A 13,379-nucleotide genomic window follows, 5' to 3' on the forward strand; every position below is an offset into this window, starting at 1 on the left:
TAGTCAGCACGAAAGACCAAAGTTTCAGGCTACTACGCCAATTTGAATAACTTAGGGAGAATTACCATGGCTGTTATTAATACCAATATTGCATCGCTGAATGCACAACGTAACCTGAGCACATCCCAATCTGCTCTGAACACTTCCCTGCAACGTCTGTCTTCCGGTCTGCGTATTAATAGCGCTAAAGATGATGCTGCTGGTCTGGCTATTTCCGAACGTCTGTCTTCTCAAATCGGCGGCTTGAATCAAGCTGCACGTAATGCGAACGACGGTATCTCTCTGGCGCAAACCGCTGAGGGCGCATTACAACAAATCGGTTCCAACTTGCAACGTATCCGTGATCTGGCCGTACAATCTGCCAACGGCTCCAACAGCGTTTCTGATCGTGCCGCTCTGAACAACGAAGCAAGTCAGCTGATTTCTGAGATCAACCGCGTTGCCAGCAGCACCAACTTCAACGGCGTGAACCTGCTCGACGGTAGCTTCTCCGCACAGACTTTCCAAGTTGGCGCAAACGGTACAGCAAACGATCAAATCAATATCGCTTCCATCTCCAGCGCAAAATCTAGCGCCCTGGGTGTTGGAGCATCTTCCAGCTACGCTACGACAGTAGCCGGTGCCGGTGCAGTTACTACTACAGCCCTGGCTGCTGGTGACTTGTCCATCAATGGCTTCCAGGTTGGCGCATCTGCAGCTGACGGCGTATCCTTCTCCAATTCCACAGGCAGCGGTATCGCTAAAGCAGCAGCGATCAATGCGATCAGCGGTAGCACAGGCGTTACTGCAACTGTAGGTTCCACTACAGTTGCAGGTACAGCCAGCACATCCGCAACAGCGATTGCCTCCGGCGACATCACTATTAACGGCGTGAATCTGGGTGCCTTGAGTGCTTCGACTTCCGGCGCACAACGTGGTGCTCAAGTTGCAGCTGCTGTAAATGCAATCAGTACACAAACAGGCGTTACTGCAACATTCAATACAACAACTGGTGCAGTTGCACTGGCTGCTGCCGATGGCCGTAACATCACTGTAACAGCCAGCACAAACGCTGCCGGTGCTGCTGCCAATACAGGTATCACTGTATCCGCAACTGGTGCAACTGACATTGCAACATCGACACTGTCCCTGACTTCGACCAGCTCTGCAGGTATCACTCTGGCTAACGGTACTGGTACTGGTTTGACAGCTGCCAACCTGACAGGTGGTTTCACTTCCGCCAGCGTAACAGTCGGTGCAGGTGTATCTTCACTGAATCTGGGTACCGCTGCCGGGGCCACCGCCGCGTTGACGACAATTGATGCGGCCCTGCAATCGATCAATAGTTCCCGCGCTTCTCTGGGTGCGTATCAAAACCGCTTCTCTTCCGCGATCGAAAGCTTGCAGACTAACTCTGAAAACTTGACAGCATCCCGCAGCCGTATCCGTGATGCAGATTTCGCTCAAGAAACAGCGTCTCTGACACGTGGCCAGGTCTTGCAACAAGCTGGTACAGCGATTTTGGCTCAGGCTAACGGCTTGCCAAACGGCGTTCTGGCCCTGTTGCGTGGCTAATAGCAGTAGGCTTATGTAAATTAGGTCTATACTTAAAGCATAAAGCATGTCCCCCTGGTCAAGATTTTGACCAGGGGTATTTTTCTTGAAGGAAAAGATCATGGACATCCGATCGATAGGGAGCACATCTCCATCAGGACAACTGATCAGTGACCGTGCAACAGGCCCCGATACCAGCGCCCCCGTTTCAAGGTCTGCAGCAGCGTCAACGCAAACCATTGATGCCGTCAAGGCAGCCCCTTCTGCATCCGCACCGCCAGAATTCGATAAAGTGACTAAAGCTGTCGATGATATCAACAAGACAATCCAGTCTCTGTCACAATCACTCGAATTCAGTGTGGAAGAACATAGTAATAAAGTAGTCGTAAAGGTGGTTGATCTGCAAACCAAAGAAGTTTTGCGCCAGATCCCGTCCGAGGAAGCCCTTGAAATCTCGCGTTCTCTGGATAAACTACAGGGTTTACTGATCAAACAACAAGCGTAATTAGCTAATCATATAGTCAGTCCTGCATCTAAGTTTTAAATTGGCATGTAAATTCCCCTCTAAAGTCTGGTTTGTCTTTGCCGATAATTTAGTACAGTACGGTCTGACAAGGGGAACAATGTGGGCATACAATCGACAGGCTTAGGCGCCAATCTGGACGTCAACGGTCTCATTACCAAATTAATGCAGGTGGAGAGTCAGCCTTTGACTACGCTGGCGAAGAAAGAAGCCAGTTTTCAGGCGAAGCTGTCTGCCTATGGCACGCTTAACAGCGCGCTCAGCGTTTTTCAGTCCAATGTTACCGGCCTCAGCAATCTGGGCACTTTTCAGTCGCTAACTGCTACGGCAGGCGACAGCTCCATCCTGTCCGCCACTACCACCAGCGTTTCTACCCAAGGCAACTATAACGTCAATGTCACAAAACTGGCACAGGCACAGACGATTTCCAGCGCTGGTCAAGTCAGTTCTACAGCAAGTATCGGCAGCGGCACCAGCACGACCATCACCTTTGAGTTTGGCACTATTACTGGTGGCACTTCTGCAAATGGCGTTTATACGGGCTCTACCTTTACCCAGGATGCCGCGCAATCGATAGGCACAGTCACTATTGATGGTGCCAATAATTCTCTGCAAGGCATCCGTGATGCAATTAATGCCGCGAAGGTAGGTGCGACTGCCGCCATTGTTGGCGACGGTAGTGCCACACCTTACCATCTGGTGCTCACTTCTGCCAAAACTGGAGCGACCTCTAGTCTTAAGATTTCTGCAACGGGCGATGCCGCCATCCAAAGCCTGGTCAATTATGATCCTGCCGGCACACAAAACTTTACTGAAACCACCACGGCACAGAATGCGGCACTGACAGTCAATGGTATTGCAATTTCCAGTACGTCCAACGCAGTAACGGGTGCCATACAGGGTACCACTCTGAACCTGAGTAAAGTAGGCACGACCAGCCTTGGCCTGAGTGCCAACACCAGTGGCATACAGTCTGCCATTAATGGTTTTGTCAAAGGTTACAATGACTTTCAGGCAACGTTAAAAACCTTGACCGGTTACGATGCCAGCACCAAAAAAGGTGGCATCCTGATTGGCGATTCTACCGCCAGGAACGTACAAAGCCAGGTCAGATCGACACTCAGTACAGCTGTCAACGGCCTGGGCGGGAATATCACCAGCCTTGCCAGCATAGGTATCAATTTTCAAAAAGATGGCACACTTTCGGTCGATTCGACGAAACTCAGTGCTGCCTTATCGACGAACTACAATGAGATCAGCGGTTTGTTTGCCTCCGTTGGTAAAGCGACGGACAGTCTGGTCAGTTACAGCAGCTCCACCAGTGCGACCAAGCAAGGCGCTTACGGCCTTGAAATCACTGCCATTGCTACGCAAGGTGGCTTGCAAGGCGATCTGGACCTGAGCACTGGCAACACCACCATTGCAGCCAGCACTGCCATCAATGTCACCCTGGATGGGAAAACATCCCTAGTGTCACTGGCCGCCGGCACTTACACGGCGTCTTCACTGGCAACCTTGCTGCAAACCTCGATCAACGGGAATTCCACTTTCAAAGACAATGGCTCAACTGTCACTGCCACCATTAACAGCGGCGGCAAGTTGCAATTGCAATCGACCAAGTATGGTAGTGCTTCGAATGTGAGCCTGGCAGATGGCACCGGTACTGGTGCAGCCAGTTTTACCGGCACCGTCCTCAACGGCACTGCAGGCGTGGATGTGGCAGGCAAACTGAATGGCATTACAGCGGCTGGCAGTGGGCAATTCCTGACAGGCGCCACTGGCTCTGATACCGAGGGCTTGAAAATATTGGTCAGTGGCGGCTCACTGGGAGCCCGCGGAACAGTGAATTTTTCCAGGGGTTATGCGTCACAGGTATCGTCTTTGCTATCTACTGTGGTTGGCACTTCCGGCTCGATATCGAGTGCTACAGATGGTATCAACCGCAGTATCAAGGACATAGGCAAACAAAGAGATATTTTGAATAGCCGCTTGTTCGATACAGAAGCACGCTACCGGGCGCAATTTACAGCCCTGGACTCTATTGTAAGCAGTTTGAATAATACAAGTTCATTTCTTACACAACAACTGGCAGCACTGACGTCAAGTACGAAGTGAATGTAGTTAACAGTATCAATAATATCAGAGAGGATTAATCGCTATGTTTGGCTCATCTCAAGTACGTGGTGCAAATGCCTACGCAAAAGTAGGCATAGAGACTGGCGTGATTGCTGCCAGCCCCCATAAATTGATCGTGATGCTTTTTGAAGGAGCAATCGTAGCGATCTCCAATGCATCGCAGCACTTAAGCAATGGTGAAATAGCCTCTAAAGGTCAGTCAATTTCGAAAGCTATCGCCATTATCGAAAACGGACTGCGCGCCAGCCTGGACAAGAAGGCCGGTGGTGAAATAGCCAATAATCTTGATGCCCTTTACGAATATATGAGTGCCCGCTTGATTCGCGCCAATCTGGACAATAACGATGAGATGCTCAATGAAGTAAAAAATCTATTAAGGGATTTAAAATCTTCATGGGAAGCAATTGCCCCCAGCAACGAGCCTGCTGCGGAAGCACCCAAAATGAATATCGACCCATTGTCCCCTCGTCCTGCCAACTTTGTTGAGGCTTGAATCAAGATGAATAGTCTGGAACTGATCTCATTGTATGAAAATGTTGCCGTAATTACAGGCAATATGCTGGAAGCTGCGCGCTCAGGAAATTGGGAATTGCTGGAACAACTGGAAAATGACTGCTCCAGCCGCGTACAAACCATACGTGAAAGCGAAATCCCTTTTGATTTGCCCGCAGACATGCGTGACAAAAAAGTCCGCATCATCAAGAAAATTCTTGCCGACGACAAGGAAATTCGCGACATTACCGAGCCATGGATGGCGCAGTTGTCAGATTTGATGAAAAACTCCAGTACCAACAGAAAATTATCCAATGCGTATGGTGCAGGTAGTTCAGCCTGATTTTTATGGCTACCCCACTCGATAGTCTTTCAAAACAAGCCGCCAATATCGAGGCACCTACCGCTGCACTTTCAATTAGTGAAACCAAACAGGACATCACTCCCAAGCTTGCGCAGCTAGTCACGGGGCAGCTACTTAAGGGTGAAATTCTCTCGAAGTTGATGGATGGCAGCTTTACTGTGCGGGTAGCAGGAATTACTGCCAAAATGATGCTGCCTGAAGGAAGCAAGACGGGCGATCAGATTCCTTTGCGTCTCATAGCCACCGAACCTCGTCCGACCTTCCTTCTGGAACGTGATGCAGATCCCCACTTCCCTGCACCTCTCCCGCAAAATTACGCGGCAGGCACAGAAAAACGTCCCCAACTGCCGGCAAACAATTATCTGGGCGCTGCAACGGACGAAGTTAAGACACCAACACCCCAAACCGCCAACAGAACGATCCTCACCGAACCCGGTAGCAAAGCCGATACGGCCAGCATAGTCAGTTTATCAGTCAATGATGCAGGCAAGAAAATCACCAACGATACAGGTGTCAGTGCGCCCAAAATCGGTATCCAGGACGTAGCCACAGCCAAATCGGCTGAAGTCAATTCCAAGTCCATTATCAATAACAATAATGTCATTGATACGACACCTGATCACCTGAGCAGCGCACCGACATCATTAAGCAGCACAGGCAAATTCATTACACAAATTTTGCAAACCGCCCCAAATCAGGGTGAGAAACTGAGCATTGCAAGCCAGACACCTGTGCTTGCAGCACCAGCAGACTTAAAAGACACCGCTGCTACAGCCACCAAGCTTCAACATCAGATCAACGCCAGCGGACTTTTTTATGAATCCCATGTTGCAGAATGGGCACAGGGCAAACGCCTCATTAATGACATCAAGGCAGAGCCCCAGGCGCAAATTGGCTCTACAGACGTCACTGCCGGCAACTCAGCTACAGCTTCAGGCCCGGTCAATAAAGAAATGGGCCAAATAATTCACCAGCAATTAAATGTTCTGGAGCAAAATGTCGTACGATGGCAAGGAGAGCTTTTCCCCGGGCAAAAAATCGAATGGGAAATAAAAAAAGAAAGCCAGGGCAATCAGCATCAGCAGGAAATTGAGAATGTAAACTGGCAATCGGTGGTTCGCTTTGATTTGCCCAATCTGGGGCCAGTCACGGCCATTATCAATCTGCAGTCAAGTAATCTGGGCCTGTCCTTACGGGCTGAGCAAAGTAGCACTGTCTCCGCCCTGAAGGATCATGCAAGTGAACTGGCAACTGCGATGCAGGTGGCCGGTTCACCACTGATGTCTTTTGTGGTGAATAAAAATGAGCGCAGCTGATCCACCTGTCAAACCAGTACAAAATGCCGTTGCGCTGGCTTACCAGAATGGTGATTCAGCACCTAAGGTAGTTGCCAAGGGCAAAGGATTAATTGCCGAAGAAATCATTGCCAGGGCAAAAGAGCATGGGGTCCATGTACATCAGTCCAAAGAGCTGGTTTCTTTGCTCATGAAGGTCGATCTTGACAGAGATATTCCACCAGCCCTGTATCGGGCAGTTGCAGAACTGCTCGCTTGGCTTTACCATATTGATACGGAAAAGTCTGAGACAATTTCGGAGACTTCAGGGCGACAATAAAATAGCAGCCCCAATTTTAAATACCACTATAAAAATATGCCATCGACACCTCCGAGTCTGGGTACAGAAAATCAAAGCCCGTTTCAAGTTGATTCCCGCCGGGAAATCATTGGTCTGTTGCGCGGCCTGAAAGAAAGCAAGCAATTGATCAGCATGTTGATCAATAGTGGCTCGGAAGTATTCATTACCTCCATACTTGAAGTCGATGACAGCAGCAATCTGGTGATCATAGACAGCGCTCCTGGTCAATTGGCCAATCAACGCATCATCGAAGCACCCAGGGTGTCGTTTGAAGGCCTGCTAGACAGAATCAGCATACAGTTTTCTGCATCGAATCTTGAACGCATAGATTTTGAAGATCGCCCTGCACTGCAGTTTGAGATGCCAACGAATATGATACGCCTGCAAAGGCGTGAATATTATCGTATTAATACCCCTCTATCCAATCCTATCCGTGCGCTGATACCCGTACATCTGGAAAACAGACAGGAAACATTGAAGCTCTCGCTGGTGGATATCAGCTGTGGTGGCATAGCCATACTGGATGAAAGAAAAGTCCTCGATAGCACCATAGGCACCATTTATGAGCATTGCAAACTGGATTTACCAACCATAGGCCTGGTGGATGTGATACTGCAAATCCGCAATTCTCAGGATCTGGTCCTGTTAAATGGCAAGTCAAACCGTCGCCTCGGCTGTCAGTTCATTAACATGTCAAATAGCGTCCTGGCTAGCATACAGCGCTATATCATGAAACTGGAACGGGAACGCAATGCCAAGTTAACTGGCATACGCTAAAAAATAAGCTAAACAGTCAATTCCAAAGACAAGGCCCGATTTCCATCAATCGGGCTTTATTTTTTTCAAACCCAGGCGGGATACAGGTGCCAGGGGGCTAGTCTGCTGCAAGTCTTACCGGGAAGCTATATCTGCATATTCATGATGTCATGATACGCCGATACCAGCTTATTCCTGACCTGTACGGTAGTCTGGAATGAGATATTGGCTTTTTGCATGGAAATCATGACATCGGACAAACTGACTTTATCATCGCCCATGGCGAACTTTTGCCCTAGCTGCTGCGAACTGACCTGCGACTGATTCACGCTTTCCAGTGACGCCTTTAATGCCTCTGCAAAATCCAGCCTGCCAGGCGGTGCTGCGCTATCTGCCTGGCTTACTCCCAGGCCTGAACTTGCCTCCATCCTGGCCGCAGTGGCTTTTAACTGTGCAACCATGGCTTCTATGCGGCTTGCGTCTATGCCCCCCATTTTCATTTGATCACCTATTTTGTGGACTTTCACATTTGCTACATTAACAGCCAGATGGCAAACGGGAGCTTGGAAAAGAACTGTAAAGGCATCGTTTTTCCTGCGTTTGATTTTGGTAATTAAGTGGAAAATCGCTATCAAGGAAAAAACCATATCTGGAACAGCAAGCATGCAATCCACTGACACATTACTTAGCACAAGGTGAACTATGGCAACCGCAGAAAATATAGCAATTGCCCCGCCTGGACCGGCCCTGCCGGGCATATTTGGCTTGCCGCAGACGCCAGCCATGCGCAACATCATGCTGTCAGTCGGCGCTGCAATTACGATTGCCATCATGGTGGGTGTGTGGCTATGGAGCCAGCAACCTGATTACAAAGTCTTGTTTTCCAACTTTAATGACAGGGATGGCGGGGCCATTGTTGCCTCGTTGCAACAGTTAAACATTCCTTACAAATATTCTGAAGGCGGCAATGCCATTCTCGTTCCTGCCAACCAGGTGCATGATGCACGCCTGAAACTGGCCTCACAGGGCCTGCCCAAGGGCGGCAATGTCGGTTTTGAATTGATGGAAAACCAGAAGCTGGGCATCTCGCAGTTTCTGGAACAAGTGAATTTTCAACGCGCACTGGAAGGCGAACTGGCGCGCTCCATCCAGGCGGTCTCCGCAGTCCAGACTGCGCGTGTACATCTGGCCATCCCCAAATCACAGGTGTTCATCCGCGACCAGCAAAAACCGACTGCCTCGGTCTTATTGAATCTTTATCCCAGCCGTGTGCTGGATCAACAGCAAGTCAGTGCCATCATTCATCTGGTTGCCAGCAGCGTGCCTGAGTTATCTGCCAAGAATGTCACTATCGTCGATCAAAATGGCAATCTGCTGTCAGATCCGACCAAGCAGATGGCGAACAACAGTCTTGATCCCTCGCAACTTAAATACGTACAGGAATATCAGCAAAACATTATCAAACGCATAGAGTCGATTATTTCACCTATCGTTGGTGCCAATAATGTACGCGCTGAAGCAACTGCAGACATCGACTTCTCACGCTCAGAACAGGCTGCTGAAACGTACAAACCCAATTCACCGCCAGAAGCTTCTGCCATACGCAGCCAGCAAACCAGCGAGTCGTACAATAAAGCTGGCAATCCGTCTGGCATCCCCGGGGCATTGAGCAATCAGCCACCTGTTCCGGCAACAGCACCTATCGTCGCTAGCGGTGCAGCCAATACGCAGAGTGCGGCATCCAGCGCTGGCCTGATGCAAAAAGACTCCACGATGAACTTTGAAGTCGATAAGACCATACGCTATACGCAGCAACCTATGGGCGGCGTGAAGCGTCTGTCTGTCGCGGTAGTCATCAATTACAAAACAGAAACAGATAAAAATGGCAAAACCACGACACGCCCTCTGACTGATATAGAAAAAACCCAGATTACTGATCTGACCAGAGAAGCCATGGGCTTCAACAAAGACCGTGGCGATACCTTGAATGTGGTCAATAGCCCCTTTGCCAGCCCTGAAAAAGAGCCTATAGTAGATTTACCACTGTGGAAGCAACCCGATGTATTGCAAATGGCTAAGGAAATCGCAAAATACATAGGCGTTGCCATCGTCCTTGCATATTTGTTTTTTGGCTTTCTGAAACCCATGTTACTCAAGATGATGGGTAAAGACAAAGAAACCCTGGAAGCCATCGAAGCAGAGAAACGCGCTCAGGAAGAAGCAGAAAAAGAGGAAGAAGAAGCTGCCATTGTGAATTTGTCAAAAGAAGCAGAATTACAAAATACCAGACATGGTTCCAGCTATGAAATGAATCTGGAAATGGCAAAACAACTGGCAAAAGACGATCCCCGTATTGTAGCTAACGTAGTAAAGGCATGGGTCAGCAATGAGTGAAGATGGAGTCCAAAAAGCCGCCACCCTGATGTTGGCACTGGGTGAAGATGGTGCTGCCGAGGTCATGAAATATCTTGGCCCGCGCGAAGTACAAAAAATCGGTGCAGCCATGGCTGCCATCGGTGCCATCCCGCATGAGGCCATCGCCAAGGTTCTGGAAGAATTTAAATCAGCGGCCGACCTCAGTTCATCGGTGGGTCTGGATTCGGATGAATATATCCGCAATGTCCTGACCAAAGCCCTGGGAGACGACAAGGCCGCGTCTTTATTGAACCGTATCCTTGGTGGCAAAGATGCCAGTGGGATAGAAAGCCTGAAATGGATGGATTCGCCCTCCGTTGCAGAGCTGATCAAGAATGAGCATCCACAGATTATCGCCACCATCCTGGTTCATCTGGAAAGTGATCAGGCTTGCGAAATCCTGAACCAGTTTACTGAACGCCTGCGCAATGACATCGTGCTGCGTATCGCGACGCTTGATGGTATCCAGCCTACCGCCCTGCGTGAACTGAATGATGTGCTGACCAAGCTGCTGACAGGTAACGAAAGCCTGAAGAAAAAATCCATCGGTGGTGTGCGTGCTGCTGCAGAAATTCTGAACTTCATGAGTGGCGAGAATGAAGCTTCAGTCATGGATAACCTGCGCAAATACGATGGCGACATGGCAGAAAAAATCATGGACGAGATGTTTGTCTTTGATAACATCCTTGAGATTGATGACAAGGGCATACAGTTGCTGTTGCGCGAAGTACAGTCTGATTCGCTGATTGTCGCCCTGAAAGGTGCAAATCAGGATATGCGCGAAAAAATCTTCAAGAATATGTCGCAGCGCGCTGCAGAAATGATGCGCGAGGATCTGGAATCCAAAGGTCCGGTACGCCTGTCTGAAGTGGAAGCGCAACAAAAACAAATCCTGCTGATTGTCAGGCGCCTGGCCGACGAAGGCCAGATCATGTTAGGTGCAAAAGGTGAAGATGCCTATGTCTAATAATACGCCCCGCAAAGCTGACATGACAGCATTCCAGCGCTGGGAAATGGCATCTTTTGGGGACAACCGGCCAGCCCACGTAGAAGAAGTCAGGGTAGCCAATGCAAATCTGGCTGCCCAAAGCCGGCTGGAAGCCGACAGAGCAAAGGAAGCAGCGAAGCAGGAAGGTTTTGCGGCGGGTTACAAAGAAGCGTATGAGCGTGGCCTTAAAGATGGCCAGGAAACCGCGTATGCTGAAACGATGGAGCAAGTGCAAACTGAAATCCACTCTTTGCAACTTTTGGCACAGGCATTCTCCGAGCAATTGCATTCAGCATCCCAGCAAATGGGCAGTGAATTAATGTATCTTGCGCTGGACATGGCAAAAACCATGCTCAAAGCCAAACTTGATAGCGACCCGACCGTCATATTACCTATCGTTGAAGATGCTATTGCACAACTGGCGAATGTACAACAACCAGCCCATATTTTATTGAACCCTGAAGACGCAGCCATGGTTAAAAACCAGCTCGGTGAAACACTGAGTGAAGGTGGCTGGCGCATCATCGTCGATCCCAGTATGGCACGCGGTGGCTGCAAACTGGAAACCCAGCATAATCTCGTCGATGCCAGTTACCCAAGCCGCTGGCAAAAACTGCTTGACAGCATGCAAATCAGTGATCATAAAGAAGGCTGAAGCACATGTCTGATACCTTCATCAACGACTGGAAATCCAAGCTCAATCTCGGTCGTGAGCAGGTTTCTCATGTGCAGACAACGTCCATGTCAGGCAGAGTTACCCGCGTCACTGGCCTGGTGATGGAGGCAGTAGGCTTGCGCCTGCCAGTCGGCAGTGCCTGCAGCATTCATCTGCAAAGTGGTGCAAAAATAGAAGCCGAGGTGGTCGGCTTTGATGGCGACAGGCTGTTTTTAATGCCGCACAGTGATCTTGACGGCGTGACGCCTGGTTCGCCGGTTTTCCCGGCAGAGCCCGAAGCACATGAAATTGCCAATCACCCACGCCGCCGTCCCAGTGACAGAAGTCGGCATCTGCCAGTAGGCTATGAGTTACTGGGTCGCGTCCTGGACGGTAATGGCCGCCCTCTCGATACCCTGGGGCCGCTCGGCACCCATGAATCCGCCCCATTGGGCGCACGCATCTATAACCCGCTTGAACGCGCGCCTATCGTCGATACTCTGGACGTGGGTGTGCGGGCCATCAACAGCATGCTGAGCGTGGGCAAGGGACAAAGGCTGGGCCTGTTTGCCGGCTCAGGCGTCGGTAAGAGTGTCTTGCTGGGCATGATGGCGCGCTATACTGCCGCCGACATTATCGTCGTCGGCCTGATAGGTGAGCGGGGACGTGAAGTTAAAGAATTTATTGAGCAAATTCTCGGCACTGAAGGCCTGGCCCGCTCTGTCGTGGTGGCAGCACCTGCTGATGCTCCTCCCCTCATGCGTCTGCAAGGAGCGGCCTATGCAACCACCATTGCCGAGTATTTCCGCGATCAGGGACGCAGCGTACTGCTGATCATGGATTCCCTGACCCGTTATGCGATGGCCCAAAGGGAAATTGCCCTGGCAATCGGTGAACCGCCGGCAACCAAAGGTTACCCACCGTCTGTATTTGCCAAATTGCCCGTGTTGGTAGAACGTGCCGGTAACGGCAAATCTGGCGGTGGCTCAATTACTGCCTTTTACACGGTCCTGACCGAGGGTGATGACCAGCAAGATCCTATTGCCGATTCTGCCAGGGCTATCCTGGATGGCCATATCGTTCTGAACCGCACCCTGGCGGAGAGCGGGCACTACCCTGCCATTGATATTGAGCAATCGATCAGCCGTGCCATGCATGGCATTACCACGCCTGAACATCAGGCTCTGGCCAGAAGGCTGAAACAATTGTATTCACGCTATGAACGTAGCCGGGATTTGATCAGCGTCGGCGCATATTCTCCAGGCTCTGACCCTTTACTGGATGAGGCAATTCGCCTGAATGGACGAATAGTTGCCTTTTTACAACAAGATATCACCGAAAAATGCAGCATTCCAGAAAGCTTGAGCCAACTTCAGGCTCTATTCAACGGATAGAAAATCCTGCCAGCGACTATACTTAAATCACCATGGCGTTGAAATCACCAATTAGCACACTGATAGAAATTACAGAAAGAGAAGTTGACGATGCCGCCAAACTTCTGGGTAAGGCCATTCGCGCGCATGAAGATACTGAGAAAAAACTGAGTTTGCTGCAGCAATACCGCGATGATTACGCACAAAGATTGCAGGATGGTGCAGCAAAAGGCTTGACAGTGTCGCAATATACGAATTTTTTATCCTTCCTGGCCAAGCTAGACTCCGCAATAGAAGGACAAAAGAAAGTTGTCATGGATGCAGAGCATCGCATCGTCATGGCAAAAACAGAATGGCAGGCAAGCGAAAAAAAACGCCTTTCTTATGACACTTTGCAAAACCGGGCACAAACGGTGCAACAAAAGAAAGAAGCGAAAAGAGATCAGAAGCAAACCGATGAAATGGCCGCGCGCGCCCTCTTTTATAAGCGCTAATTTATCTACAGGTAC

The 13,379-nt window shown here is 49.9% G+C and carries 14 protein-coding genes; 13 read left to right on the forward strand and 1 reads right to left on the reverse strand.

Annotated features, from left to right (window positions below; all coding sequences use genetic code 11):
* The first annotated feature begins 66 nt into the window (after positions 1 to 66).
* From ACO0LN_RS07910 to ACO0LN_RS07945, 8 genes are all read left to right on the forward strand, one after another.
* Positions 67 to 1,554: a flagellin gene (locus ACO0LN_RS07910; protein ID WP_422972573.1), complete on the forward strand. Its 1,488-nt coding sequence runs from the start codon at positions 67 to 69 to the stop codon at positions 1,552 to 1,554.
* 100 nt (positions 1,555 to 1,654) lie between these two features.
* Positions 1,655 to 2,038 carry a flagellar protein FlaG gene (locus ACO0LN_RS07915; RefSeq protein ID WP_422972575.1) on the forward strand — a complete coding sequence of 128 codons (384 nt, stop codon included), beginning with the start codon at positions 1,655 to 1,657 and terminating at the stop codon, positions 2,036 to 2,038.
* Positions 2,039 to 2,158: 120 nt separating this feature from the next.
* Complete coding sequence (gene fliD / locus ACO0LN_RS07920) at positions 2,159 to 4,171, forward strand: flagellar filament capping protein FliD (RefSeq protein WP_422972577.1); 2,013 nt, start codon at positions 2,159 to 2,161, stop codon at positions 4,169 to 4,171.
* 43 nt (positions 4,172 to 4,214) lie between these two features.
* On the forward strand, positions 4,215 to 4,685 hold the full coding sequence (gene fliS / locus ACO0LN_RS07925; protein WP_422972579.1) for a flagellar export chaperone FliS: 471 nt from the start codon (positions 4,215 to 4,217) through the stop codon (positions 4,683 to 4,685).
* A 6-nt stretch (positions 4,686 to 4,691) separates the two neighbouring features.
* Positions 4,692 to 5,027 carry a flagellar protein FliT gene (locus ACO0LN_RS07930; RefSeq protein WP_162041099.1) on the forward strand — a complete coding sequence of 112 codons (336 nt, stop codon included), beginning with the start codon at positions 4,692 to 4,694 and terminating at the stop codon, positions 5,025 to 5,027.
* A gap of 5 nt (positions 5,028 to 5,032) precedes the next feature.
* Positions 5,033 to 6,364, forward strand: a complete 1,332-nt coding sequence (locus ACO0LN_RS07935; RefSeq protein ID WP_422972582.1) for a flagellar hook-length control protein FliK — start codon at positions 5,033 to 5,035, stop codon at positions 6,362 to 6,364.
* Entirely contained in the window at positions 6,351 to 6,662 is a 312-nt protein-coding gene (locus ACO0LN_RS07940) for an EscU/YscU/HrcU family type III secretion system export apparatus switch protein (protein ID WP_422972583.1), read from the forward strand. Before ACO0LN_RS07935 ends, ACO0LN_RS07940 begins: the two co-directional genes overlap by 14 nt.
* A gap of 36 nt (positions 6,663 to 6,698) precedes the next feature.
* Entirely contained in the window at positions 6,699 to 7,460 is a 762-nt protein-coding gene (locus tag ACO0LN_RS07945; protein ID WP_422972585.1) for a flagellar brake protein, read from the forward strand.
* Positions 7,461 to 7,585: 125 nt separating this feature from the next.
* On the opposite strand, the gene fliE is transcribed toward ACO0LN_RS07945, so the two are convergent.
* Entirely contained in the window at positions 7,586 to 7,939 is a 354-nt protein-coding gene (gene fliE, locus ACO0LN_RS07950) for a flagellar hook-basal body complex protein FliE (RefSeq protein ID WP_422973100.1), read from the reverse strand.
* A 202-nt stretch (positions 7,940 to 8,141) separates the two neighbouring features.
* Here fliE and fliF point away from each other — a divergent pair, with 202 nt between their 5' ends.
* The 5 genes from fliF to fliJ are packed head-to-tail and all read left to right on the forward strand — an operon-like array spanning position 8,142 to position 13,364.
* Positions 8,142 to 9,833 carry a flagellar basal-body MS-ring/collar protein FliF gene (gene fliF / locus ACO0LN_RS07955; RefSeq protein ID WP_422972587.1) on the forward strand — a complete coding sequence of 564 codons (1,692 nt, stop codon included), beginning with the start codon at positions 8,142 to 8,144 and terminating at the stop codon, positions 9,831 to 9,833.
* Complete coding sequence (gene fliG, locus ACO0LN_RS07960) at positions 9,826 to 10,821, forward strand: flagellar motor switch protein FliG (RefSeq protein ID WP_110253190.1); 996 nt, start codon at positions 9,826 to 9,828, stop codon at positions 10,819 to 10,821. Before fliF ends, fliG begins: the two co-directional genes overlap by 8 nt.
* Complete coding sequence (locus ACO0LN_RS07965; RefSeq protein ID WP_422972589.1) at positions 10,814 to 11,497, forward strand: flagellar assembly protein FliH; 684 nt, start codon at positions 10,814 to 10,816, stop codon at positions 11,495 to 11,497. Before fliG ends, ACO0LN_RS07965 begins: the two co-directional genes overlap by 8 nt.
* A gap of 5 nt (positions 11,498 to 11,502) precedes the next feature.
* Positions 11,503 to 12,891, forward strand: coding sequence for a flagellar protein export ATPase FliI (gene fliI / locus ACO0LN_RS07970; protein ID WP_422972591.1), 1,389 nt, complete (start codon positions 11,503 to 11,505; stop codon positions 12,889 to 12,891).
* A 32-nt stretch (positions 12,892 to 12,923) separates the two neighbouring features.
* Positions 12,924 to 13,364: a flagellar export protein FliJ gene (gene fliJ / locus ACO0LN_RS07975; protein WP_422972593.1), complete on the forward strand. Its 441-nt coding sequence runs from the start codon at positions 12,924 to 12,926 to the stop codon at positions 13,362 to 13,364.
* Positions 13,365 to 13,379: the final 15 nt, after the last annotated feature.

The sequence above is a fragment of the Undibacterium sp. TC9W genome, assembly GCF_049339865.1.
GTDB lineage: Bacteria > Pseudomonadota > Gammaproteobacteria > Burkholderiales > Burkholderiaceae_D > Undibacterium.